At 31.9% G+C, this 26,710-nt stretch carries 23 protein-coding genes, 1 tRNA gene and 1 pseudogene; 8 read left to right on the forward strand and 17 right to left on the reverse strand.

Annotated features, from left to right (window positions below; translation table 11 throughout):
• Nucleotides 1–6: 6 nt before the first annotated feature.
• Nucleotides 7–1,452 (reverse strand): radical SAM/SPASM domain-containing protein, encoded by a 1,446-nt coding sequence (locus AA80_RS00960; protein WP_103876010.1) that lies wholly within the window; start codon nucleotides 1,450–1,452, stop codon nucleotides 7–9.
• A 12-nt stretch (nucleotides 1,453–1,464) separates the two neighbouring features.
• Nucleotides 1,465–2,058, reverse strand: a complete 594-nt coding sequence (locus tag AA80_RS00965; RefSeq protein ID WP_103876011.1) for a TetR/AcrR family transcriptional regulator — start codon at nucleotides 2,056–2,058, stop codon at nucleotides 1,465–1,467.
• Between the two features lie 416 nt (nucleotides 2,059–2,474).
• On the opposite strand from AA80_RS00965, the gene thiI reads away from it, so the two are divergent.
• The 8 genes from thiI to AA80_RS01005 all read left to right on the forward strand — a co-directional run bounded on the left by thiI (nucleotide 2,475) and on the right by AA80_RS01005 (nucleotide 10,244).
• On the forward strand, nucleotides 2,475–3,683 hold the full coding sequence (thiI, locus tag AA80_RS00970) for a tRNA uracil 4-sulfurtransferase ThiI (protein WP_103876012.1): 1,209 nt from the start codon (nucleotides 2,475–2,477) through the stop codon (nucleotides 3,681–3,683).
• Nucleotides 3,684–3,727: 44 nt separating this feature from the next.
• The gene (locus AA80_RS00975; protein WP_103876013.1) at nucleotides 3,728–4,504 is read left to right on the forward strand and encodes a lysophospholipid acyltransferase family protein; all 777 of its coding nucleotides are present in this window, start codon (nucleotides 3,728–3,730) and stop codon (nucleotides 4,502–4,504) included.
• 29 nt (nucleotides 4,505–4,533) lie between these two features.
• Nucleotides 4,534–5,046, forward strand: a complete 513-nt coding sequence (locus tag AA80_RS00980) for a bifunctional nuclease family protein (protein WP_103876014.1) — start codon at nucleotides 4,534–4,536, stop codon at nucleotides 5,044–5,046.
• 26 nt (nucleotides 5,047–5,072) lie between these two features.
• Nucleotides 5,073–5,939: a polyprenyl synthetase family protein gene (locus tag AA80_RS00985; protein ID WP_103876015.1), complete on the forward strand. Its 867-nt coding sequence runs from the start codon at nucleotides 5,073–5,075 to the stop codon at nucleotides 5,937–5,939.
• Nucleotides 5,940–5,959: 20 nt separating this feature from the next.
• On the forward strand, nucleotides 5,960–8,362 hold the full coding sequence (locus tag AA80_RS00990; RefSeq protein ID WP_103876016.1) for an esterase/lipase family protein: 2,403 nt from the start codon (nucleotides 5,960–5,962) through the stop codon (nucleotides 8,360–8,362).
• A gap of 53 nt (nucleotides 8,363–8,415) precedes the next feature.
• The gene (locus AA80_RS00995) at nucleotides 8,416–9,492 is read left to right on the forward strand and encodes a tetratricopeptide repeat protein (RefSeq protein ID WP_134080025.1); all 1,077 of its coding nucleotides are present in this window, start codon (nucleotides 8,416–8,418) and stop codon (nucleotides 9,490–9,492) included.
• A gap of 74 nt (nucleotides 9,493–9,566) precedes the next feature.
• Nucleotides 9,567–9,642 (forward strand) — tRNA-Gly (locus tag AA80_RS01000).
• A gap of 53 nt (nucleotides 9,643–9,695) precedes the next feature.
• Nucleotides 9,696–10,244: an RsmD family RNA methyltransferase gene (locus tag AA80_RS01005; protein WP_103876018.1), complete on the forward strand. Its 549-nt coding sequence runs from the start codon at nucleotides 9,696–9,698 to the stop codon at nucleotides 10,242–10,244.
• A gap of 188 nt (nucleotides 10,245–10,432) precedes the next feature.
• On the opposite strand, the gene AA80_RS01010 is transcribed toward AA80_RS01005, so the two are convergent.
• From AA80_RS01010 to AA80_RS01080, 15 genes and pseudogenes are all read right to left on the reverse strand, one after another.
• A complete protein-coding gene (locus AA80_RS01010; RefSeq protein ID WP_103876019.1) occupies nucleotides 10,433–11,635 on the reverse strand; it encodes an alkaline phosphatase in 1,203 nt (400 codons plus the stop codon).
• Nucleotides 11,636–11,647: 12 nt separating this feature from the next.
• Nucleotides 11,648–12,475: a hypothetical protein gene (locus AA80_RS01015; protein ID WP_103927199.1), complete on the reverse strand. Its 828-nt coding sequence runs from the start codon at nucleotides 12,473–12,475 to the stop codon at nucleotides 11,648–11,650.
• A 29-nt stretch (nucleotides 12,476–12,504) separates the two neighbouring features.
• A complete protein-coding gene (locus AA80_RS01020) occupies nucleotides 12,505–13,464 on the reverse strand; it encodes a calcium/sodium antiporter (protein WP_233186777.1) in 960 nt (319 codons plus the stop codon).
• 3 nt (nucleotides 13,465–13,467) lie between these two features.
• Nucleotides 13,468–14,367, reverse strand: coding sequence for a prolipoprotein diacylglyceryl transferase (lgt, locus tag AA80_RS01025; RefSeq protein WP_103876022.1), 900 nt, complete (start codon nucleotides 14,365–14,367; stop codon nucleotides 13,468–13,470).
• A 27-nt stretch (nucleotides 14,368–14,394) separates the two neighbouring features.
• Nucleotides 14,395–16,740: an ATP-dependent DNA helicase RecG gene (gene recG, locus AA80_RS01030; protein ID WP_103876023.1), complete on the reverse strand. Its 2,346-nt coding sequence runs from the start codon at nucleotides 16,738–16,740 to the stop codon at nucleotides 14,395–14,397.
• 43 nt (nucleotides 16,741–16,783) lie between these two features.
• Nucleotides 16,784–17,035 carry a hypothetical protein gene (locus tag AA80_RS01035; protein WP_103876024.1) on the reverse strand — a complete coding sequence of 84 codons (252 nt, stop codon included), beginning with the start codon at nucleotides 17,033–17,035 and terminating at the stop codon, nucleotides 16,784–16,786.
• On the reverse strand, nucleotides 17,035–19,659 hold the full coding sequence (locus AA80_RS01040) for an O-antigen ligase family protein (protein ID WP_103876025.1): 2,625 nt from the start codon (nucleotides 19,657–19,659) through the stop codon (nucleotides 17,035–17,037). The genes AA80_RS01035 and AA80_RS01040 overlap by 1 nt, the downstream gene beginning before the upstream one ends.
• A gap of 232 nt (nucleotides 19,660–19,891) precedes the next feature.
• Entirely contained in the window at nucleotides 19,892–21,259 is a 1,368-nt protein-coding gene (locus AA80_RS01045) for an N-acetylmuramoyl-L-alanine amidase family protein (protein ID WP_103876026.1), read from the reverse strand.
• 4 nt (nucleotides 21,260–21,263) lie between these two features.
• Nucleotides 21,264–22,279 (reverse strand): annotated as a pseudogene (locus AA80_RS01050) (protein-glutamate methylesterase/protein-glutamine glutaminase).
• 57 nt (nucleotides 22,280–22,336) lie between these two features.
• On the reverse strand, nucleotides 22,337–22,792 hold the full coding sequence (locus AA80_RS01055) for a diacylglycerol kinase family protein (protein ID WP_103876027.1): 456 nt from the start codon (nucleotides 22,790–22,792) through the stop codon (nucleotides 22,337–22,339).
• On the reverse strand, nucleotides 22,785–23,396 hold the full coding sequence (locus AA80_RS01060) for a 2-oxoacid:ferredoxin oxidoreductase subunit gamma family protein (protein WP_103876028.1): 612 nt from the start codon (nucleotides 23,394–23,396) through the stop codon (nucleotides 22,785–22,787). The genes AA80_RS01055 and AA80_RS01060 overlap by 8 nt, the downstream gene beginning before the upstream one ends.
• Nucleotides 23,393–24,226, reverse strand: coding sequence for a 2-oxoacid:ferredoxin oxidoreductase subunit beta (locus AA80_RS01065; RefSeq protein ID WP_103876029.1), 834 nt, complete (start codon nucleotides 24,224–24,226; stop codon nucleotides 23,393–23,395). The genes AA80_RS01060 and AA80_RS01065 overlap by 4 nt, the downstream gene beginning before the upstream one ends.
• Before the next feature lie 35 nt (nucleotides 24,227–24,261).
• Nucleotides 24,262–24,771 (reverse strand): deoxycytidylate deaminase, encoded by a 510-nt coding sequence (locus tag AA80_RS01070; protein WP_199177797.1) that lies wholly within the window; start codon nucleotides 24,769–24,771, stop codon nucleotides 24,262–24,264.
• A gap of 13 nt (nucleotides 24,772–24,784) precedes the next feature.
• Nucleotides 24,785–25,927 carry a radical SAM family heme chaperone HemW gene (gene hemW, locus AA80_RS01075; RefSeq protein WP_158248344.1) on the reverse strand — a complete coding sequence of 381 codons (1,143 nt, stop codon included), beginning with the start codon at nucleotides 25,925–25,927 and terminating at the stop codon, nucleotides 24,785–24,787.
• On the reverse strand, nucleotides 25,917–26,708 hold the full coding sequence (locus tag AA80_RS01080) for a hypothetical protein (protein ID WP_103876031.1): 792 nt from the start codon (nucleotides 26,706–26,708) through the stop codon (nucleotides 25,917–25,919). Before AA80_RS01080 ends, hemW begins: the two co-directional genes overlap by 11 nt.
• Between the last annotated feature and the right edge of the window lie 2 nt (nucleotides 26,709–26,710).

A 26,710-nucleotide genomic window follows, 5' to 3' on the forward strand; every position in this document is an offset into this window, starting at 1 on the left:
TCCTTACTATGCTTTTTTATCCAACGCTAGTTTTTCTTCATTTTCTGAGTATCTTCTCATCCTCACTTTGTAGTTGTATACACCTCTTTTTGAAGGATATTTCTCAGCGTAACCTTCTTCGTACCAAAGCTTATCGGCATATTTTTTCCATTCATCGGCAAGTTGGTCTAATTCAGGGGCTAATTCATTCACGGTCCGTTCACTACCGGGATGCTGTGGAATAGCGTTGAACTTTTTTACCATTGCTCTGAATACCTTGGGATTATCTATTATAGGGCATGGTCTAAACAAATTATTGGAATAAGGAATGGTTCTCTTATAACCCTCAAAAAACGGCGATTTTAATATATCTACAATTCTCTTTTCCCTTATATTATCTACAGCAAACTGTTGAAAGACACATGGTTCTGCATAACCTTTGGCGTTTATATGTAAATACTTAGATCCCGCTGCCAAACAACCGTTGGTTAAGAAACCATGATTCCAAAAATCGGCAACAAACGCGAACTTTCCACTTAACCTTAACTCTTCCAATTTGTAAAACCTTTCATACCTTTGTTCTGGAGTTGGCACTAAATCCATTGAAGCATCCGCTCCTACGGGCATAAATTGGAAAACCCACGAGTAACTCACATTGTTTTCTTTTAAGTACTCCCAAAAATCGTCGTTCATTATTGCGTCGTGATTCTTTCTCGTTGCCGTGACGGAGGCTCCATATATAACACCATTCTCACTCAAGAGCTTCCAAGCGTTTTGAATTTTTTCAAAAACACCTTTACCTCTTCTCCAATCGGTATCGGCTTCATACCCTTCCACTGAGATAGCCAATGTAGCATTACCTAATTCTGCCAACTTTTTAGCGTTTTCTTCATTAATCAAGGTCCCATTCGTATAAAGCAAAAAATAAGAATCGTTGAACTCTTCTAATACATCAAATAGATAAGGATATACAAATGGCTCTCCACCTGTTATAATGAAGAAATAGATACCCAAATCGTTAAATTGTCGAATTACATCAAAAATTTCCTCTTTGGAAAGCATGTACTTGTGTCCATACATAGCAGCATAACAACCCACACATCTGAGGTTACATGCATATGTAGGAGAAAGCACAGCTAATTTTGGAAGAACGATTCCATACTCATGCATCTTTTCCTGTCTTGTTTTTTCACCAACTGCAAATTCGTTGATGATTAGATTGTTTATTATTTTTTCAACAACTTTGGGATTAGATTTCTTGAACAAATCAGCCCAGTTCACGAGCATTGGATCATGATTTTCCGCCCCCGTAGCTAATTTTCTAAGTCCACTTTTCGCAGGTTCCTTAGAGAATTTCGATAAAGTCCATAACAATTTCCCCAGTTGATCTACATCAGAGTTTCTTACGACGCGGGTTATTAATTTAGAACTTTGTTTAAGTAACATATTTTTCATTGAGTCCATAACTGCCATACCAGGCACCTCCTAATTTTTGTTATCTTCTGTAAAACTTAAAATCATTTTTTTAAAATTATTCTTTATTTCATCATTAGAAAATTCTATTCCTACGGCTCTGTATATAACTAAACCATCAAACATCGCTTGTAACATAAATGCTTTCGTTTTCGAATTGAATAACTTTTCAAATCTGCTAAGGATCTTTCCGTAATTTGCTTTAAATGTTAGAGTTAAAATTTGCATCATACTTTGATCATGTGTCGAATTCATCAAAATTTCAAACAATCGCATCAGTTCTTTTGAAGGAAAAGTATTTAAAATTTCTGAATAAAGATTTGCATAAAGTTCAGCACTAGCTTCCACACAATCCTGAGTGGGCTTAGATTCCTTTTCTTCAAAAATTTTTTGGACTTTTTCCAAAAGAACACTAAAAGCAGAAACAATTAGTGCATTTTTATTTTTGAAATAGTTATATATAGAACCTTTAGATAAATTACAAGAAGAGGCAACCTCTTCCATCGTTATATTTGTCAAACCTTTTTCATTTATTAATTCTAGCGTTTTTTCTGCTATGTATTTTTTCCGTTCTTGTTTATCCAGAACCTTTACTCCCACATTCATCTGGATCACCTCTTTTTTACTGACTGGTCAGTCAATTAAATTATAAACTAATGTGAAAAATAATTCAAATATGACCAAATTTATCCTATTTCTTATCGTACGATTTATAATCAGATATAATTCTGTATTTATAGTTAATAGATAGCAAAATTATTAATTAGAATCAAAATCGTATTTTTTTAACTTAATATTTTTAGAAAAGACATTCTAATTACATATTTTGCTTGAAAGTTTTCTATTCTTTTCTACTTTCAATTTGTCAAAAGAGAAGATAAAAAGACTAACCTTTGTAATCTTTTATGCACTCAAGACTTATTTTTACTTGTTCTATTCGAAAAAATATAGGTCTAAAATCTCTATTATGTTATAATTTATGTGTACAAAAAATTTTATATAAATTATAAAGGTGAAATAAAATGCAAGTTGTAGTTATTAGAGTAGACGAAATCGGTCTAAAAAATAAAAATAAAATGTTTTTTATGAATCAACTTAAAAACAACATTCAAAACAAAATTTCAGGGCACGCCATTGTCAAGATTTTCAACAACAGGATATATTTAATTCCTCAAGGCAATAGGGAGATAACAGAAAAAGATACTGATATTCTAAAAAAGATTTTTGGGATACATTCATTTTCGATTGCTGAAAAAACCGAATTAGATATCGATTCAATTAAAAACAAGGTATATGAGGTGGCAAAAAATGCTCTTGAAAACAACAATTATAAAACTTTTAAAATAAGTGTCATTAGAGCCAATAAATCTTTCCCTTATAACAGTCAAGAATTCGCCGGGATGATAGGTGAATTTACGTTGAACTATTTTCCTCAACTTAAAGTTGACTTAAATAACGCGGAGCTTAATATAGAAATAGATATTAGAACAGAAGGCGTATTTATATTCAGCAGTCGTTTAGAAGGACCCAGTGGTTTACCCGTTGGTACATCTTCAAGAGGTACGGTTTTGTTGTCAGGAGGGATTGATAGTCCAGTAGCCGCTCTTTTAATGACGCGGCGAGGAATGTTACTAAATGCTGTGAACTTTTATAGTCCGCCATTTACCGGACCTAAATCTTTAAGTAAAATTTTGAAAATCGGTTCTATAGTGTCTGAATATACTTCTTTCCCTTTTTATTTATATGTGGTACCTTTAACTAAGATCCAACTCTATTTCAAAGATATAAAAGAAAATAAATATTCGGTTATTCTACAACGAAGATCTATGATGAGGATTACCAATAAAATTTCTGATATTACAAACACAAAAGTTTTGGTTAGCGGCGAAAGTTTAGGACAAGTAGCCTCACAAACTATGGAAAATCTACTAACAATTTCTGACTCCAGCCAAAAAGTTGTTTTAAGACCACTTATAGGTTATACAAAAAACGAAACCATTAAATTATCCAAAAAATTTGGATTGTATGAAACATCTATTTTACCATACGAAGATTCCTGTAGCGTATTTATTCCTTCTAAACCTGCCACTAAATCAGATATAAATCACATAAAATCAATTGAAAATTCTTTACCGCGTTTAAGTGAATTAGAAGAAGAAGCCTTAAATGATGTTAAAAAATACAAAATTGAAGATAGTAAAATCTCAGAAATTGATCGCTTTGAATCATAACCTTATGTATATTAAAGAAAACGAACAAAAAAGGAGGACATTCGATGAAAAAGATATTAGAAACAATAAAGGCAATTTTCTTCACAATATGGTTAATTATTGGATTTTTCGGTGTTGTAATTGTATACGGAACTTATGTATTGATAAAAGCAAATATCATAGAAAAAAGAAAAGGCATCAAAGCCTCTCAAGAATATATTAGAAAGGTTGTATCTTGGTTTGGAAGAGCTACTTTTAAATTTTTAAACAGCAAGATTTCAGTTTTCGGTGAAGAAAATATCCCACAGCAAGGTCCTTATGTAATAGTAGCGAATCATCAAAGCATGTTCGATATACCTTTAATTTTAGGTTATATTTATCCCACAGCTTTTATAGCAAAAAAAGAGCTTTCTATGATTCCTATACTGGGAAGTTTTATCAAAAAGCTTGGCTCTATCTTAATAGATAGAAGTAATGCAAAAAGTGGCGCTATAGCTCTTAAAAAATTTGCAAAATTATCACAATCAGGAGAAATAATATCCCTTTTCCCGGAAGGAACAAGGAGTTTAGACGGTCAAGTAGGTGAGTTTAAGAAGGGAACTCTTTTAATACCTTTTAGGTATAATATAAAAATATTACCTGTCACAATAGATGGGACTATCAAAATGAGCAAAAAAGGAAGCGCGTTTATCAAACCTTCAAATATTAATTTATTCATACACGAACCCGTTGAACCAAAACACTTTGCTAGCGAAGGAGAATTAAGAGAATGTCTCAAAAGTATTATCAGTGAAAAGGTTACAAGTGAACCTCAACTGGCTTTGAAAGAGACAAGAAAGTAATTCAAGCTTTTTAAAGGAGGTTGTCAACCATGAAAAAAGTAAGCAATGTTACCATGGGAATAGATAAAGTTTCGAATTCACCAATAGTTTTTTTAAAGGTAGAAGATACAAACGTTGTTGTACCAATATGGATAGGGCCATGCGAAGCTGGAATTTTGGCTTTAATATTGAGAAACGAAGATTTTGAAAGACCTTTAACCCATGATCTCATTGGCAATATACTCGAACAACTTAAGGCGAAAGCTGTTAAGATAGAAATTGGCGAATTCAAGCACGATATTTATTATGCTAAATTAGTCCTGAAAAATAGTGATTCTAAAGAGATCTATATCGATGCAAGGCCTTCGGATTGTATTATTTTATCCTTAAAACACAACTTACCTATTTACATAGAGGAAGAAATAGTATCCGAACATGGTATTGATGCTTCTTTTATAAACACGGAAGATGAAAGCGAATCCAGACAAGATTTCGAGAACTTCAATATAGACGAGCTAAGAAGGAAGTTTGAAAATAAAAATAAAGATCAAGATGACGAATAATTTGTTTAATAGTACGAGGTGAATCGATGGAATTTCTAAAATTACCTGAGTTTAAAAATATCTTTGACCAGAAGATAACGGATTTTTTTGAAAATTTGAATCTGAAAAGTCATTTAAAAGACCCGCTGTTTTATTACATAGAAAACGGAGGTAAAAGACTAAGACCATGGATTATATATAACTTTGGGCAAATAGTCTCTGCAAATAAAAAGAATTTAATGGACATTGCGATAGCTATCGAAATTTTACACTCCTCATCTTTAATACATGATGATCTACCTGCCTTAGACAATGCAAAGTTAAGAAGAGGAGGACCCGCAAACCATTTAAAGTTTGGAGAATATAAGGCTCTACTAGCTGGAGATTATGGATTCACTCTCCCACTGCAGATTGTTGCCAAGTTAGATAATATAAACGAAGGAAATAAACTTCTTTTAATGGATTATTTTATAAAAACCATTTTAAAATTATTCCAAGGAGAAATGGAAGATCTAATCTTTGAAAAAGAAGATAAAGATGTAAGTGAAAAAGAAATTCTTGAGATGTATTCAAAGAAAACAGGGGCGGTTTTTGGTTTTTGCTTCGCCTCTCCTTTTTTAATGACCGGGGAAGTACAACTAGCTAAAGAAATGAATATAATAGGAACTGATTTCGGTGTATCTTTCCAAATTTTCGATGATCTAAAAGATTTATTTACTACCGAAGAAGAAATTGGAAAAGAAACCAATAAAGATATAAACAAAAAAACTCTTTTAAATTTTTATAACTATCAAGAAACACAAATAATCGCCGATAATATCTATAGAAGCGTTTTACAAAAATTAGAAGAAATCAACCTAAAAGAACTATCTCAAATTTTGAAGGAAGTTAGAAAAACTGTAGAAACAAGATAACAATCTCAAAAGGAGTTGACTTGGTTATTAAATTTAAACCTTTTAACTTTTTAAATAACATTAAATATATGAAGAAAAACTACAAAATTCTTTTATTTATTACTGTAATTGCTATTGTAATACTTGTTTTTTCCCTCATTTTTAAAAACGTCTTTTTCCCTCCAAAAGAGAGAATACCTTCTTCTACAAATATTCAAATAATTATATCTAATTTTGCTTTTTCTTCAATCAAAGACATCGGAATCCAAGTTGTAGATAAAAGCTCTTCAGAATATCAAGAATTGATCAAATCTAAAAATTTTTATGGTGACATATATAAAATAACTTTCCAAGATGAAAGTAATGAATCTTCTATTTTACCAGTTACTGTAAGATATAGGATTCCAAAAGATAATTACTTCGGAGATAACTTCGTGAATTTCGCCTTGGCTTACATTACGCGCGAAGATCCCCCTATTGTTTCAGAATTCAAAGGGGGAAAAATAGTAAAAGTTGAGAATGAGTATTACATAGAAGCACAGACATTCCAAATAACTAAAGTAAATTATATAGGTCTAATCATAGAATCTCCAGAAGAATCATCCGGTGGACTCAAGGTTATAAAAGAAGCACCACCAACTCTTGAACCTGATATTATTTTAATTCCTGGAACAGATCTCAACTTCCTTGGAAAGGTAATGAATGTTCCTAAAAATGGTTATCCGCAATCTTTTTGGTCCTCCCTTTTCCCAAATAGAACCATTTGGAGTTACAATTACCCATTGATATCTACTAGAAGTAAAAATTATAATGATTCTTTTGTTGGTTTTGTTGAAAGAACGGGGATTAACAGTTATGTCGAATTTGAAGGAAGGCGACTTGCTCAAGAACTTTCTAGATTTCCTAATAAAAAGTTTGATATCATTGCACATGGCATTGGGGGATTAATTGCTCGATATGCCTTAGAGTCTAGTCAAACAATTCAAAACGTGGAAAATTTAGTACTCATCTCTACTCCAAATAAAGGAAGCAATCTTGCCAACCCACTTTTTTTAAATTTACTCTTTGGAAAAAACACATATATATTATCTCAATTGTTTAATGTTGAGGATAGTACAATATTAAAAATCACCCTACAAATTAGTTCCTACCTAGATCAAATCAATTCATATTATGAAGACCTTATCCCTAACTCTGAGTTTCTCAAAAAATTGAACTCTTTTGGCATAAGAAATGACATCAGATACTTATCAATAATCGGTACTAATCCGGCAATTGAGGAAAATTTATCAGACAAATATATATCCAGACTGTATCCAGAATTTGTTCAAGGAAATGGGGATGGAATAGTGAGTGTCGATAGTGCAAAGTTAGATGGGATAGACAAAACTTACTATTCTAAAAAAAGCTTTTATGAAATTTATAATGACGCTGATGTTCTGAATACGATAGTTAATTTTTTAGATGAATCCGTACCCTCATATTCAGTGGAGCCTTTTAAAGATGATAATTTTGTCGAATACACATACGAAACAGGAGATGAAAACAGCTCTGCCGTTCAAAATAAAAATACCTACCCCAGTATTGTTTCCACTTTTACCCTTCCATCACAGTATAAAGAAAGTACAATCTTACTGAATCCAACTAAGCAAAGAGAAATAGATGAAGATATAATGAGCATTATTGAAATAGGAGAAAACATCTACTTTAAAAGTCCAAATGCTATTTACAACAAAAATCTAGAAAAAATATTTTTCGGCAAAATTATGGGAGGAATAGTATTTAACAATCAATATTATATATCTACCGTCAATGGTGTATACGTTTTGAATGAAAACAGTAAAATTGATAAAATTAATACAAAAATGCCTTCTAAAGGTACCGAAATTTACTATTTACCTAATATTGGTTTTTTAACTGTGGAATATGAACCAAACAATTGTAGAGTCTATCTCAACGATTCTTTGATAAATGAAGTTAGTAATTTTATATCATTAAAAGTAATAAATGGGGAAGTATACGTTATTTTTGAAGATAAACTAACAAAACTACTAAACAGTGATGTCGTAGAATTAATAAATAATTCTACCATTCAAGATGTTTTAGGAACTCAGTTAGGAGAGATTACTGATTTTGCATTATATAACAATAACTACTTTATTTTATTTTCAAATTATAAGTTGGTCCTTTGGGATAGTTCAAAAAGTGGATTACAACTTATAGAAGACGGAAATATAGGAAGACTAAAATTACAAATATTTAATGATAAATTATTTGTATTTGGAAAAGATCATGTGAGCTACCTACTTTTAAAAGAAGCTATTTTCCCTGGCTTTTTTCAGAGATCTGAAACTCACATAATCGATGTCCATATAGATAAAAGAGGCAAAGGATGGATGATTACTAAAAATAACCGAATTGAAATAATATCATTCTCCTTGTGAGGTGAGTCAACATTAAGAAAGTTCTTACTCTTTTAATCATGCTTCTTCAAATAATGTTAATATTCTCCGATAATTATGATATTGCTTACGAATACTATATGAATGGCCTAAAATACTATAGAAATGCTCAATATGATTTAGCTCAAAATTTTTTTGAGCAGACCTTGCAATTATCACCTAGATTAGAAAGTGAAATGCCTGAAATAAAAATGTATTTAGGATTATCTGCATTCCACAACAACGATTATACTACAGCTAAAATATATTTGCAGCCATTTAAGGGTATCCCTCTTGTAGATGAAGCTTTAAATGTTATTGAATCTTTACCACCAGAATCAGATGATTTCTACTCTACAAATCTAAAAATTAATAATGCTCAACCGTTCGAAGAAGAACAACAAAACTTCCATTATTTAACTTTTTTTATAGTAATGCTAATAATATTTGTCATTTCCTTAGCTGCCTCTTTTTTTACTATTTTTTTGATACGCAAACATCTCTCTTTTGAAAAAAAGGAAAATGTGTTAAATGAAATGGAAACATTGACCAATATAGACAAAGTTGAAACTCAAGGAATCAAATACAAAACAATAGACCAATTTGATGAACCACACATAAAAAAAGTTTGGAAGGTATCATCTCCTTTAAAAAAACTTATAGGGATAACTTCAAATGAAGACATTTTATCAGAAGGAAACAACATATCGAAAGACCACAAAGATGGAAAATTAAATGAGATAGAAGACCTTGAAAACAAACTTGATAAAGATATAGACGATATCTTAAAAGAATCAAATCTTGAAGAGATTGAAGAAATTCTAATTGAGTTAGAAAATAATGGTGAAAAAAGCAGCATTCAAGACCCAGGCACCCTTGAAGAGGAAAGCAAAGAAAAAAACCGAGAAGAATATTCACATTTGGAAAATGTTATAAAACCTGATACAGAGATAAAAAACAACTATTCTTTGATAATGGAAAAAGAAGAAAAAGAATTATTATTTGAAGACGATCTAGTAGATAATGACCTTTTTGATATAATTAAGGAACTAGATACAAAAAAACTTTCTCAAAATAGTTTGCAAGAGTTTTTTCATAAATTATTTTACGATGTTAACAAGGACAAAATATAATTAAAATATGAAATATTGATTTTCTATACAAATGTTGGTATAATATATTTGATTCGAAGTAAGGAATAGCCAATGCGGATGTGGCTCAGTTGGTAGAGCTCCAGCTTCCCAAGCTGGGAGTCGCGGGTTCGAGTCCCGTCATCCGCTCCAAAAAATGGAAGGGGCAGAACGAAGCTCCTTCTTTGTTTGTATAAGGTGTAAAAATGGCTTTGAAGATTGAAAGTGGTAAATTTAAGAATATTACCATAGAAACAGTTGATGATCGTAGGACAAGATATACGCCTGCTACTTTAAGAAGAGCTTTGATGAGCATTTTTGATTTTTCAGGCGTTAACTTCTTGGAATTTTTTGCAGGTAGCGGAATAATGAGCTTCGAAACTCTAAGTAATGGAGCAAAAAGCTCCACAATGATAGATATTTCATCGAAAGCAGTTCACTCAATTTTAAAAAACGCTAAATCTTTAGGAGTATTAGACAATATAAAGGTTATAAAATCGGATTTTAGAAAATCCATTACAAAACTTTCAGGTGAACAATTTGACTACATATTCGCGGATCCTCCATTTAATAATCGTTATGTCCAAGGATTTTTAAAATTCATAGATTCTAATAAATCTTTAATCAGAAGGGGAGGCTACATTATTATCGAAAAACACAAGAGTGAAAAATTCGATTATATACCAAAAAATATAATTAGGGAAGAAGTAAGAGATTACGGGGATATTGAAATCTTAATCTTTATTAAACCATAAAAAAAGGGCCTTAATAAGGCCCTAATTTGGAAATGAATTCTTCCGGGGACAGAACACTCCAGGAGGGAGGGTAACCTACAAAAGTGCTCTGTAGATGTATTATACATCATGAAATTTTTTTCTCAAAATCCAGTTATAGGCAATTACTTTCAATTAATGACGATTAAGGTCGTTTAAATCGATTTAAATCAATAAATCTCAAAAATAGAAAAAATTTCATTATTTGATATTATATTTTTATTAAAAGGAACGTTGGAAAAAAGAGGCACATAATCTAGTGTGTGCCCAAAAGTACCCCAATTTATACCCACAGGATCGTTTAACCCTTCATAAAAAGTTTTGATCACAGACGATTGATAAGTTACATTTTCTCTGGAATCCTTGGTATCATAAAACTCTTTTTCTAAATCTAGCGTCAAACCCAATTTTTCTTGAAACTCTTCATAGTTATTAGATTGGTTAAATGTATTTATCAGCTTTTCATACGAATACTCGCTTCGTTGAAGTTTATTCAACGTTAAAAAACCATCTCCTAAACTTAAACCTCCTGTTGAATGATCCGCAGTCACTATGATCAAAGTTTCTTGAGGATACCGCATGTAAAAATCGATTGCAACTTTCACCGCATCGTCAAAATCTAATATTTCGTTTATCAATGAATAAGTATCATGTGCGTGTGCGGCGTGATCAATTCTTCCACCTTCAATCAAAATGAAAAAAGGAGAACCATCAAATTTACTTAATGCATAATTTAAAATTTCTTCTAACGTAACTCTTTCTGGTTCGTCAGTTAAAAAGGGAAAATTCCCATAATATAACATAATAATTTCATTAGCAAGAGGCGGAATTTCATTAAGTTTCTCTCTGTAAAAATATCCATATTCCTCAGCATTTCTATCCTTAAAATAAGCTTTTCCACCCCCAATGAAAAGATCAAAATTACTTTCTAAAAGATCTTGAGTTATCTTTTGGTAATCTCTTCTATTTACCACGAAACCATAAGCTCCTGCAGGGGTAGCATCGATAATGGTGTTAGTTGTAATGACACCAATTTTGTACCCTCGCTTTTTTAGTTCATAAGTAATGGGAAAAATTTTTTCATCATCAGGGCCAATGTTTATCCTGTCGTTGTAGGTTTTTTCTTTAGATAAAATTGCAGTTATAGCGGCTGCTGAATCCGTTACTCCGTTCATTGAAGAAGTTTCAACCATTCCATAGTACGGTAATTCTAGGATGTGTAGTTGTTCTGTAAATAAATATTGTTTGTACATATTAGATAACTGCATATGTGGTATTCCCATTCCATCCGCTATAAATAGAAAAACATAGTCAAATGAAAAAGAAAGATAAACTAAAAGAGTACTGAAAACAACCAACAAAATTCTTTTCACTTTTAAACACCTTCATTGTTTAAAAAATATTTCAACTAAATTTGCAAAACTTTTATCATCTAATTTATCAAAATTATTTAAAATATATCTTTCTAGATCAAATATCTTTTCTTTGTCAAAGTCTAATCTTTCCATGAAAGATATCACACTTTGTCCATAAGGTTCATCATAAAAGCCTGTTTTTTTGAGTTCTAATTCTGTCAAATAATCCTTAGGCAATACTTCTCTAAGAAATAATAACGAATTGGTTTCAGCTAATATTTCGTGCCAAGTATCATTCGAGGAAGTTTTTACCCTGTAACCAAAAAAGTAATGAGATAATTCATGAATTAAATCCTTGACAGAATTAACAACATAAATACTGGGCAAAACTTGAAAAGACCTACCTTGATCCATATAAAGAATATACATAGGTTCATCGATTTCTGAAATATTTTTCAAAAAATCTTTAGAATCAACTATCCAATCCTTTAACCATTTTTCGTTATAGAAAAAATTATCATAGTTATAAAGAGTATTTTTACTTTTGAAATAAACCATTGCCGTTGAATCGTCACTTTGCCTTTGAACTAAAGAATCACCTTTTTGTCGCGGCAAAAATCCGTTTTGTACATTTAACAAGGCAAACTTTTCAAAAGGAATTGCTGCGTAAAAAAAGATAGTTTTTTCTATAAAGCTGTATCCTATATCTTCATAGAAAATTACCTTTGTTAACCCTGTTGAAAATATTCTAATATTATTATCTTCTTCATCAACTAAAGTTACTGGATAAAAGAAAAAAAATAGAAATAAAACAAAAACAACAAGAAGTAACGTCCTTTTTCTATTATAAAATTTCATTTTTATTCCTTTCTTCATACTTAAAAAAGTTATCCAATTTGAATGCTAATGATTATGTAAAGTACATACAAAGAAAACAGGAAGACTCCTAAACCTCTTCCCACTTTTCGATCTTTTTTGAGCATCGTACCAAGCAACAAGATCAACGCCAGTAAAAGTCCATACGATACATCAAAAGTAACCGGTCTATCTGCCCTAGCACCATTTATTAACGCTGATATACCAAGTATGGCTGCGATGTTGAATGTATTGGAACCAACTATATTCCCCAATACTATATCATCCGAATGTTTAATCGCTGCGACAATAGCGGTAACTAATTCCGGAAGGGAAGTTCCTATAGCGACTATAGTTACCCCTATCAAAGATTCTGAGATTCCAATACTTTTAGCAAATATAATTGAATTATTTACCGTCAATTCTCCTCCTATTGTCAACATAGCCAACCCTAAGGCAGAAAAAGTGATTATTTTAGCCCAGGACTCTTCTTTTTCAACTTTTTTCATTTCTTCGTTTTCAACAAGTTGTTTCCTGACTTGTTGATCATTTTTTGCCATATAATAGAGATAAGCCATAAAAATAAGCAAAAAGGTTATCAATATCATGCCATCGTATCTAGTTAATACACTATTCCCTTCCATTATCATTGCAAATATAACTACTGAAATAATAAGCAAAAAAGGCATTTCTATGTTTACTGTAGATTTTTGAATTTTTGTTGGGGAGATTAAAAAAGAGATCCCCAAAATCAATCCAATGTTTGCGACATTGGAGCCAAGAACGTTTCCTAATCCTACACTGGCTCCTTTTATAGACGAAGAAATAGTAACAACTAATTCAGGTGCACTGGTACCAAAGGCCACTACCGTCAAACCTGCAAACAGTTCGGATACACCTGCTTTCCTTGTTAATCCAAGGGCACCTTCTATTAACCTATCTGCCCCTCTTATTAAGAGGAAAATACCTAAAGCTATTAATAGAATATTCACCAATCAATCTTCACTCCTTTTTTTGGCTATTTCCCTTTTGTTTCTCAGGTATACAAAAAGCAAAAAGCCTAGCACGATTAAAATAAAGCTTATAACCACAGCCACCCGAAAATTTCCAAGGTAAAGACTATCTGTTCTTAATCTTTCGATTGGGATTCGGCCAATAGAATAAAGAACTAAATACAGAGCGGTAACTTCTCCATATGTTTTTCTCCTATTTCTAATAAAATAAAACAATATCAGAAATACCACCAAATTCCAGGCAGATTCATACAAAAATGTGGGGTGAAAATACTCATAGGCTTCATATCCCGACATTCGGTCCTGTAATGAAACGTACATCTTCCATGGAAGGTTTGTAGGTGAACCATATGCTTCGTGATTGAAAAAATTACCCCATCTCCCAATAGCCTGAGCTAATGGTAAAACAAAGGTGAATAAATCTAACCCTTGCAGAAAGGTAAAGGTACATTTCTTTTGCAACCGTGTATACAAAAAAACAATTAAAAAGGCAGCCAATATCGCTCCATGTATAGCCAGACCGCCATGCCATATCTTAAAAATTTCTGAAGGATTTTGAGAGAAATATTTAATATTAAAAAGAACATAATATAATCTTGCTCCTACAATACCAAATATAATTCCTAAAGAAACAGCCGTAAAAAGATCGTCTTCGTTTATTTTTTCTCTTTCAGCTTCTTTCTGAGCAATAAATGTTCCCAACAGTATCGATGAAGCGATTAACAGTCCGTACCATCTTATTTCTAATGAACCAACCGTAACCAAAACAGGACTGAAATACCATTCCCCAGAAAAACTTTTTGGCAAGATAACTATACAAATAACTAAAAAAGATGTTATTGAGATCCACAAAGTGTTAAAAAAGACTTTATCCCTTTTCATACTCTTCCTCCTAAAAGTCAAAAATCCCTATAGAACATTTATTAAGTGTATTGAATCTCCATACCTTGTTTGCAATTCGTGTTTTAAATTAGGATATCTATCGAAACTTTGAATAGAAGATAAAAAACGCTCTACCATTTTTCTTGAACTTTCTATTATGTTCACATCTTCGGCTAAATCTAAAAATTTAAATTCCGGTACCCCATGCTGTTCCACTCCAAAGAATTTACCAGGGCCTCTCCATTTTAAATCGATTTCTGCTACCTCAAAACCATCTAATGTTTTAGAAAAGGAGTTCATTTTACTTTTTATCTCATTGTTGGCATCATCATCTAATACTAAGAAACAATAAGATTGTTTTTCACTTCTACCAACTCTTCCCCTGAGCTGATGCAATTGAGATAATCCAAAACGATCGGGATGTTCTATGACCATTACCGTGGCATCAGGAATATCTATCCCAACTTCTACTACCGATGTGGAAACCAATATATCGTATTCTCTTTGAACAAATTTGTCCATAACTTCATTTTTTTCTGAAGGTGAAAGCCTTCCATGTAAAAGTCCGACTTTATATTCTTTAAAAACTTCACTTAGCTCTTCATACATACTCATCGCGTTTTTTAATTCTAAGGCTTCAGATTCTTCTATCAATGGATACACGAAAAACACTTGGTTCCCCTGATCTAATTCTTCTTTAACAAACTCATACAAACTTTTTCTGTTGGATTCAGCAACAAGTATTGTTTTAATCGGTCTTCTTCCTTTAGGCACTTCGTCGATTAAGCTAACGTCTAAGTCGCCATAAAAAGTCATTGCCAAGGTTCTAGGAATGGGAGTTGCTGTCATTACCAAAATATCGGGATGATTCCCTTTTTTAATAAGTTCCAACCTCTGATTCACTCCAAATCTATGTTGTTCATCAATCACTACCAACCCTAGTTTTTTAAATTCCACATCCTGTTGAATGATTGCATGGGTACCAACTACAACATCAATTTCTCCAACCCTTAGCTTTTCTTTTATTAATATTTTGTCGCTTTCCTTCGTATCTCCTGTTAACAAAGCTACTTTCAAACCTAAAGGCTCTAAATCCTTTGATAGCCTTTTAAACTGTTGCTTTGATAAAACAGAGGTGGGGTTCATAACCGCTGCTTGATAGCCGGCTTCACAAACATCTATAATCGCTAGCTCTGAAACAACGGTTTTACCAGAACCAACATCCCCCTGTAAAAGCCTGTTCATAGGATATGGAGAAATCAAATCTTTTTTTATCTCTTCATAACTTCTTTTTTGAGCTTGTGTGAGCTCAAAATTTAAAGTATTGAGAAAGTTTTTAGATAATTCTCCCTTTATCTCCTTCGTCGCACCTTTTTTCATCTCTTTCATCTTCAATTTCAGATATATCATGGCTAATTCAAATAAAATTGCCTCTTCGTATTTTAAAGAGTACCAAGCCCTTTCTTTATGATAAATACTCAAAGGGAAATGGATTCCCTTTATTCGCTTTTTCAAATCTAATAAATTGAATCCTTGAACAAATTCTTCGGGTAAAAATTCTTCTAAAAAATATGTCTGTTTAATAACTTCTTTTGCTATTTTTCGCATAGTTGTTTGGAAGATACCAGAGGTCAGTGGATAAACCGGTAGAATTTCTCTTTTGAAATCCTCCTCATTTTCAATCACTTGGAAATCGGGTGACTTCATCTGTTTCATACCGTATGAATATTCTATCTTTCCATAAAAAGCAGATTTTACGCCTCTTTTTAAAAAAGATTTTACATAGTCCTGGTTGAAAAAAGTAACGATTATGACCCCAGTGTCATCTTCCACGGAAAAGTTGTAAATAGTTAACCCTTTATTTATTTTTGCTTCCTCACTTTTCACTACATTTCCTATTATTACGACTTTTTCATCCTCTTTGGCGTTAAATATTTTAACAACCTTTCTTCTGTCTTCGTAATCCCTTGGTGGATAGTAAAAGAAATCTTTTAATGAAAAAATACCTAATCTATTTAGAACTAAAGCCCTTTTTGTTCCTACTTTTTTTATATATTTTATATCGGTGAGTGGTGCTAATTTTTTTTCTGGTTCTACCGAAACTTCATCAATTAAATATCGCTCTTTTAAAATCTTTAAGGAATCTCTTAAGCCTTCTAGACGTCTTTCCTTGCGTTTTTCTGGCAATGTTTTAAGAGGTTTTATATAAGTCAAAATCTTTTTAACATCTTCTAAAAGACCATTTTCTTTAATTGTTTTAAAATTATTTTTTGCAACGCTATAAAAACTTGGGAAGATCTCTTCCCAAGTTATCATTCCTTTTTCTTTAAGTTGAACTACATAATCAAAAGAATTTATGACTTCTTCTATCATTGTCCTTGAAAACTCCTATTCTTTAAGAGAATATTTTTCAAAGTTACTCAATGACTCTGTTTATAATAATTTTACCATCTTTTTGATATATCTTATATCCATTCAATTCAGCTTCTTCAATTTGACCATCTTCTATAAAAGGTTTAACTTTCATCAAAGAAGCATTTTCAACATAGAAATCCTTCAGGCTACCTTCAAGTGTGTATCCATAAGATTTTACTTTCAAGTAAACAGAAAATACGATCAAAAACCAACTCAAAGATACCAGCAATAAAAAAGTCATTACTTTAATCATTACTTTACTATCCTTCTTGTGATGAATTCGTAATCACTGAAGAAACTTTCGATCCTATCTTGATATCTGGAATAATTAGACGATCCTTCTTCTTTTAAACCCTTATAATAGTTATAAACAGCTTCATAATTGCTAACAATGTTTTCTGCCAGTTGATTTTTTAAGTTTTCATCCCTCAAGGTTGAGTATAACTCAGATAACAATTTTAACGAATTATCTGGTATTCCTCTAAATTTTTGGGCCATGTAATAGTCCGCTTCTCCCTCTTTTTGGGTAATAAAAATTATATTGTTTATTAATTCATCTTGTGGATATATATTTATCAATCTTGCGGTTAACAGCAAATATTCGTAATAAACATCTTCCCATTCAGGGAACCTGTTCCAACCCCCGGGAAGGATATATATAGCTTGCTGCTCCCAATGATGAAAATTATTGTAAGCGTCATTTTGAAGTTTTTCTAATACTTCTATCTTATCCAATGGAATATAATTCTTTAACTGTTCGTATAGAATTACAATGTTATAATATATTCTGCCTATCAATCTATAGGCATTTTTTTCATTGAAGGATAAGTATGAATATTCCAACTGGTTTATCCCGTCGTAAAGGGTTTGAATTTTTAAAATAATCTGTTTAGCGTTGTTGTTTGTGTCACTGGAATAAATTGGTTCCACGGTGTCTCTTAAAATATTATCTGGAAATGGCATTAAATCAAGTACACCCTCAAATTCTTCGATCATAAAATCGTAACCATTGATTTCTTTTGCAAATATTTTAGGTAAATCTTCATAAGTAAGAGAATTTTGCCGAATTCTAGACGTCAAAAGTTGAGAAAGATAAAATGCTGACTTCCCAAAATTAGGGTTCCATTTTAATGATTTCTGAAAATATTCGAAGGCATTTTCATAGCTTTGTTGTGCTTTACTTTCATATGATATCTTCATATTTCTGTAATTTTCTATCTGCGATTCTATCTGATTTATACTTTGAGTTACTCTTTGAAAACTGGCACTTCCAGGAGTGTAATTCACTAATTGTTTTTGAAGGCTAGATTTTTGAGCTTCAAGTTGACTTATAATATTCGGTATTTGACTTTCAGTAGCGTTAATAAGAGATACCATGGAATTGTATTCACCATTTCCTTTAACGAAAAAAGCTTCCGAGGTAACCTCGTTCATTTTGTAGTATGATGCTACTATCCCAACCACCACTAAAGGAATAATCACAATCTGACTTTTTTTGATATTAAAGCTTTTTACATGTGGATTGAACTGTTCTGATACAGCACTTGAGAGAATAAATACACTTAATATAAGATTTGGATGCATGTGAAATGCAAACTCTGTGAAAGCGTGGATTACCATAACCGCAGCACTCCATCCAAGTAAGGGAAATAAAAGGCTCTTGTTGTCATCGTCTTTTTCAGACTTTAAAACCTTAAAGTATATCACCATTAAACTTACCAACATTAGCAATATTGAGGAGAAACCTAAAATGCCCGTCTCCCCCAACACCTGTAAATAATCGTTGTGAGCCCTTTTGAAGTTATTCCACGCATATAAAAATCTTTCGGGGTTTCCAGCTTGCACCTCAGCTAGGTAGTGAACCGAATAAACTGGATATGTATTTATTCCACTTCCGATTATAAAATGATTTTTATGATTCTCATCTGCAAATTGTTTTACAGCGGAAAGCCATGACAGACTTCTTTCATCCCAAGAAGAAACAGAAGTCATTGCTGCGAAGCGGTCTGCAGCAATTACCTCTCCCCCTCGGTTGAATGGTGTTTCAAAATTAAACATAAGAAATAAAAAGGCTAAAACAGATAAAACCAAAATTATCCAAATTTTAAACTCTTTACTTTTTACATAATTTTTCAAGGTTTCTTTTTTATTGGAAATGAGGTGAGATATTATAGCTAATCCTAAACCAACAAAAGTGGCAAGGTAAATAGAACGAGTTTGGGCTAACAAAACAACCCAATACATTATCAAAACATTCGCTAAAGCATATATTCGAATGTAGGTATTCGTATTTTTCCTTAAAGTAAAATATATAGAAATTGGTAACAGCTGTGCCAAATAATCTGAAACAAAATTTGGATTCCCAATAGTTGTTCTTAAGGCAATTCTTTGAGATGGATCGCCATACTTACCAAAAAACAAATCAAAACCTAAAAACTTATTCAAAAGCCCATCTATGGCAATAACAGTCCCAGTAACCATAAAAACAAAAAGACCGTACTCAATAAATTTAAAATCCTTTCCAAAGCGTGTGGTAATTACATACGAAAAAAAAACAATAAGAACGATATAAAAAGCTATCCCTAAAGATGTAGATAGATAATATTTATTCTCCATATAAACCGATATCAAAGATAAAAAGGCAAAAATGCTGAAAAAAGATAAAAAAATTTGTGGATAAGTGAACTTTATTGAAATAGGTTTAGAAAGGTATCTGAACAAATAATAAATTAAAATAACGACCATGAATAAAGAAAAAACCAAATGTTTTTGTGTGGAATACTCATACACCAAATTGGGTAACATTAAAAAAGGTATTAAAGCAAACAAAACTAACAAAATCAATATATCATTAGGAAATTTAGCTTTCTCTTGCAAATAAATTAACCTCCTTTGTGGTTCGCCGGTTTGTGCAAACCAATTAATCAAAATAGATTTAAAATACTTCTGGGGGTTTGGTTTGCCGGTTTTCTAAACGATGTTTTTTAATTGTTTTATGGTTTTTAAAAAGGTTTTAGGGGCCTTGGCCCTTAAAGGTTTACGCCTTTTAGAATGCCCTTCCAAATACTAAAATAAATTTAAAGGTTCTTGGGGGGTATCCCCCAACGCCCTATTTTAAACCAAAAAAATCAATAACTGCATTTTTAATAATTTCAGCAAAAACATCTACATATTTTCCATTTGTAAACTCATCTACCACTTTAGGGTTACTGATAAATTCCATTTCAAATAAAACAGCGGGGCTTCTAGTATAAGCCAAAACAGCAAACTCCGCAGTATAAACTCCCCTAAATTTAACTCCATTTACATTCAAATAATTTCCCAATATATTAGCAAACTTCTCACTTTCATCTAGACTGTTTTCTTTATCCGTTACCCATGTTTCTATGAGAGTCTTATCGGAATTAAAATCTAAATTTTCCCGATAGGCTATTCTTCTTGCATATGCGCTTTCTGAAAAATCAAAATAGTAAACCTCCGATCCATAAACTGTTGAATCTTGAGGATAATCATTCAAGTGTAAACTAATGAATAAATCCGCACCTTTTTCATTAGAAAAAACCGCTCTATCATGTAAATCAACGTATACATCATTTGCCCTAGTCAAATAAACGTTAACACTGTACGGTTTCAAAAGTTCTTGAGCTCTTTTTGCTACTTCTAAAGTAATATCTTTTTCAAAAGTTTGGTTAGGGCCAACAGCTCCCGGATCTATCCCTCCATGACCTGGATCCAAGACTAAAACAGGCAAGGTTATTTTATCTTTAAAAGAAAGGTCTAATATGATTCTATTTTCTTCAATTAATTCCTCTAAATCAGCAGAGTTGTTCAGTTTTACCTGTATCCATACTTCTGTTGGTGAATAGTGATACGCCTTTATGTAATTAATCTTATTGTTGTATTCTTCATAGTAATAAGAATTGGGAATTTCGGCCCCTTTAATCTTAATCAAATATCCAGATTTATTAACCAAGGGATATATTCCAACATCTTCAGGACTTGAAGAAAGTTCTATTATTATTCTAGCATCAGTTTTTTGTATGATCGTTTTTATTGAACTTAATTGAGTTAGTGGCAGATTCAAGTACACAGCAGAAACATTAGAAATTAATTCTAGGTTGATCAACTTAGCTATCAATTCTGTAGTTAAATAAATCTCTCCATCGACTATTTTTAGATCATTTGGATCGAAATGAATGGATTCGGTGCTGTTAATAATTGCTAAACTATTCTGGGGAAAAATGAAAACTTTCCATTTACTATCTTTTATGTAAATCAACGTATCGTTATATACATCTAAAGTTCTTCCACTTTTTTCAGAAATAACCTTTAAACTAACATATAGATTCTCCCCATCTTCATAATAGTAAGCAGAATCTATTTCTCTCCATTGAAAATAAAGTGTTTTTGGAAATGTAATAACTGAGAGAAATAAAAAACCAAAAATTATTAACCGCCGAATTACCCTTTTACTCATCTTTTTATCCCCTTGGTTGATCAGTTAAAATTTCTAATATCTTTTCTGCAATATCGTAATTGGGAAGAACAAAATCCGCATAACCTTCTTGGGCAACAATTTTAGGCATTCCATAAACAACGGAAGTTTCTTTTGACTCCGCTATAACCGTCCCACCGTAATGTTTAACTTTAAATGCCCCTTTCGCACCGTCTCTTCCCATCCCTGTCAGAATAACTACTAGTGCGTTTTCTTTAAAAATCTCCGCAGCTAGGTCAAAAGTGAAATCAGCTGAAGGCCGTACGTTATTAATTTTATCGCTTTTATCTAGAAACAATTTTATTTTATGATCCTCTTGCTTTAAACCTAAATGAAAATCCCCCGGGGCAACATATACAACATTCTTTTGTAAAGATTCACCATCTTCGGCTTCTTTCACCTTTAAATTTGAAATTTTATCCAATCTATAAGCCAACGAAGCTGTGAAACCTGCCGGCATATGTTGAACAATAATTATAGGGACATTTAAATTTTCTGGTAGTTGTGGAATTAAAACGTCTAAAGAACGAGGCCCTCCTGTTGAACTCGCTATCAAAACAACTTTTTCTCCCAATATATTTATTCTTGCACTTTTCCTTATCTTCTTGCTTCCTACAAAATGGATATTTTTCAATCTTTCGATAGAGACATTCATACTTTCTCTTATCTTTCTCAACAATTCATCCTGAACGTCTCTTATAGTCCAAGAGGTACTTCAGCTGGTTTTTGAATGAAATCAAAAGCTCCCTTTTCTAAACATTCTATTGTAATAGAGGCTTCTTTTGAAGTTAAACTACTTACCATAATAACCCTTGTTGGAGATTTTAACATTATCTCACTTAAAGCATCGAGCCCATTCTTTTTAGGCATTTCAACATCTAAAGTAATCACGTCTGGTTTTAAGGACACAGCTTTTTCTACCGCTTCAACTCCATCTTTAGCTAATCCAACCACTTTCATGTCAGGTTCTTTGTCTATAATATCTCTTAGAACCATTCGCATAAAAGCGGAATCATCAACTATTAAGGCCTTTATCTGATCCAAGTATTTTCCTCCTCATTATTTTTCTCTTTTTTTATAAATAAAACCACATAAATTTAAGAAAAGCAAAAAAACTATTGCTAAGATTATACCATATTTAGGATTTAGATTGAAAAAAGCGCGACCGAATATAATTATTCCGATCGCAACAGCGAAGATAGAAGTTATAAAAACCGATGCAGCAGAAACATCTTTGATTATCTTTACCGACGAACTATAAAAAGGATGAAGAAAATCCAACAGTTTCTCTGTTACGGTATTCACTGTTTCCATGATCAACACTAGCATAACTGTGAATATTAAAAGTATAAACTCTACTTGAGTTAAGTTGGCAAAAATAGCAACAATTAACACTATCAACCCTATTAAACTTTGTATTCTAAAATTTCTTTGAGTTTTATAAATTTCAATGAGCCCTTTCAATGCGTAAGAAAAACTACTTTTTAGGCTCCTATTTTCATCATTTTTATTCATAACCTTTCCCTAATTTTTTATACATTTTAGTTGACTCTAAAGGATACCTTTTTTTATATAAAGCATAACCAATTTTGAGAGCTTTTTCATCAATTTCTAAGTAACTTTCTGATACGTTCAAATTGACTTCTTCTATAAGCCTTTCCAAACTAATTACCTCAGTTACTGAACAAAGGACCCCTAACCCTATCATGTTAGCCACATTTTTGTTTGATAATTCTTCTATAGCTATTTGTGAAGCTGGGACTTTGATTATTTTTTTGGTAATCCTTTCTACATACTGAGGTATATTTTCAACAAATTTTTCATCGTATAATAAAATGCCATTTCTTTTGAGATTCCCAATATGACTTAAACCAACATCGTGCATCAAATACAATATATCAAAATTTTCAGCTTCAGGATAATCTATAGGTTCTTGATCGAAAAGCACATCACAATAAGAAAGTCCACCTCTCACTTGGGCACCATAATGTTGAGATTGAACTACCCAAAATCCTTCTTTTACCAATGCTTTTGCAAATATTATTCCCATTAAGATGTTACCTTGACCGGCTTCTCCACTGAATCTCACCGAATTAGGTGTACTTATTGAACTACTCACTTTGGTGATACCTCCTGTGAAACCAATTTTTTCCTTAATTTTTCATACCTGTCAACGTAGCCTTCTTTTTCAACTTTCAGAAATTCACCTATTATAATCTTATCTTTCAAGTCATTTTCATACATATTTTTAGCTTTGCTTAGTATGACAGAGTTATCTTTGAAATATCGCAACATTTTAGTAGGTCCCGTCATTTTATTGTATCTTCCATAATAAGTATGGCAATTTGTAACAATCTCAACAACCGACATACCTTTGTGTTTTAAGGCGTTTTCTATGTATTTAACGGATAACATGTAATGAAAAACGGTTGATCTAGCTACGTAAGTGGCACCCGAGGTTATTGCAAGATCAACAGCATCAAAATTGTTTTCTAAATTCCCATAAGGGGAAGTTGAAGCGTAAGTCCCAGGAGGTGTTTCAGGTGAATATTGCCCGCCTGTCATGCCATAAATAGAATTGTTGAAGATAATAACAGTTAGATCCATGTTTCTACGGCAAGCGTGAATAAAATGATTTCCACCTATTGCCAGTATATCTCCATCTCCTCCCATTACTACCACATTAAACTCTGGCTTTGCTAGTTTAACTCCTGTTGCAAAGGCCACAGCCCTTCCGTGGAGTGTGTGCATAGTGTTAAAGTCAAGGTACCCTGTAGCTCTTGAAGAACATCCTATACCTGATACAACTGCCACTTTGTTTTTATCTAAACTTAAATTATCGACCGCTTCCACAAAACTTTTCATTATTATTCCATTACCACATCCAGGACACCATACATGGGTCATTCTATCTTTTCTTAAATACTTAAAGTATCTTTCTACAGGCATTTTATCCCACCTTTCCATTTTGATATTTATTTTGATCATTCAACAACTTTTGTTTGTATGTTGCAAGTATCAAAAAACAGTTTTGTTAGACTATCCGGATAACCTTCTCTATAATAAACCTTTTTTATTCCAGCGTTTATTATCAACCTAGCACATACAGAACATGGTTGGTGGGTGATATAAATTGATGCGTTATCAGTACTAATACCAAATTTAGCAGCTTGCATCAAGGCATTTTGTTCTGCATGAAGACCATAACAAATTTCTTGGTTTTCTCCACTTTTTATACTTAAATCGTCCCTTATGCAACCTATATCATCACAGTGAGGAAAACCGGACGGCGGTTGATTGTAACCGGTTGCTAAGATCCTTTTTTCCTTTACAATTACTGCTCCTACTTTTCTATGCAAACAGGTTGATCTTTTACTTACCAAATCCGCTACTTCCATAAAATATTTGTCCCAATCTTTCCTTTTTTTGAATAAGTTGGGACTATTAAAATTTTTATTCTGCAAATAATTTTCAACTTCATCCTTTTTTCCCAAGAAAAAACCTCCCTTATGTTGGAGCTATATCTAATAACTTCTCAAAAACTAACCTTGAAAAGTTTAAACCTTTTGTAGTTAATTTAATAGAATCATCTATAGATATATATTCTTCCAAATTATTTTTTAACTGATTTAAGACATTGTCAACCAAATTTTTAGAGAATCTTTGAACCAAAGAATCATAAGTTATTCCTTTTGTTAGCCTCAAAGACATAAATAGTGTTTCTAACAACTCAGCAAACTCGTCATTCAACTTTTTTGTCCGATATGGAAGCTTATCATCATTTAATTGTGTAATATATGCTTTAACATCTGAAGTATTCACATATCTTTTTTTGTTGATATACCCTCCAGCAGAAACTCCAAATCCAACATAATCTAAGTTATACCAATAAAACAGATTGTGAATACATTCTTTGTTGGGTAACGACCAACTTGAAATTTCATATCTATTATATTCAGATTTCTCAAATTGATCATAGATATAATCAAGGAGGTCGTATACCAAGTCATCTTCCGGAAGTTTCATTTCCTTGATTTCAAGAAAATGTTTTAAGGGAGTATCATGTGAAGAATCCAATAAATAATAAGAAATATGAGAAGGTTTCATCTTTTCTATAAATTCCAAATTACTATTAACCGTATCGAAATTTTCATATGGTAATCCGACGATAAAATCTATATTTATATTATCATAAAAAGACGTCAAAAGTTTATAAGATTCTAATTCTTTATTAAAATCATGAGATCTTCCAACAGTTTTTAATATCTTATCAGAAGTACTTTGAAACCCCATTGATATTCTGTTGATTCCTATTTCCTTATAAAAATGTACTTTTTTCTCATTAACACTTTCTGGATTTACCTCTATCGTGAATTCTTCTAAATTAGAAAGATCAAGATGTTCTTGTAATGTACGAAAAGTTTGAAAAATAAATTCTTCCTCAACAAAAGACGGGGTTCCACCTCCAAAATAAATCGTTCTAACTTTCCTATCTTTTAATTTTTTACCTTTCAAAGCGATTTCTTTGTATAATGCGTTAAAATATTCTTCTTTTAAAGATAAATCGGTTGTAGATACATAGTCACAATAAAGGCATCTCCTCACACAAAAAGGTATGTGTAAATATAATGCAATATAATTAGAATTCAAAAAACAAACCTCCTCCTTTTTCGTTGAACGAAAAAAGTAGAGGCAACTTAAGATTTTCATTATAAATATAAAATTCGTAAAAAAAATCTTGACCAAAAGCTATTCTTGTACCAAGATGCAACTGCTGATCGAATATATTCATTGGAACTGAAAATCCAATATTTGGGTACCATTTTTGTTGTATTAACGCTGCTCCTACGTCGATTGTATCTACATAGTAGCTGTCTAGGTTAACGAGAGGAACATTTAAATAGAAACCATTTGAATAACCTAAACTAATTGGTATTTCTATAGGCCTATATATTCGAGCTTTTACTTCAAATAGATTTATATTTTTATTGTTAAAAAGAAATAAATTTCCTATAGCATATGAAGGGACATTGAACTTAGCTTGAGTGAAGTTATATATATCGTGGTCGACATTTTTAACCTCAACTCTTTGAAAATTTTTTACTGTCAAAACTCCCAAAAAATTATTTTCAAGTTTGTACTCATATCCTACACCAAATTCACTGTTGTATACTGGTACATTCACAAACACATTAAAAAAAGACTCTCCAGTTTTCAGTTTTATCGTCCTGTTGAAGAGCTTATTTTCTATATATAAAGAGTGGTAATCGGAATAACCGATCTCTAATCCAAAATCTTCAAAAGACGATGTAGACAGTGTAAAGGTCGCACCTTTATTTTCTATCTCTGGACCGAAGGGAGTGTACCCTACATAAGATAAAAGTATTGTTGAAATAAACATAAAAAATCCGATAAAATACAATTTTCTCAAGG

Source organism: Petrotoga sibirica DSM 13575 (genome assembly GCF_002924625.1).
Lineage (GTDB): Bacteria > Thermotogota > Thermotogae > Petrotogales > Petrotogaceae > Petrotoga > Petrotoga sibirica.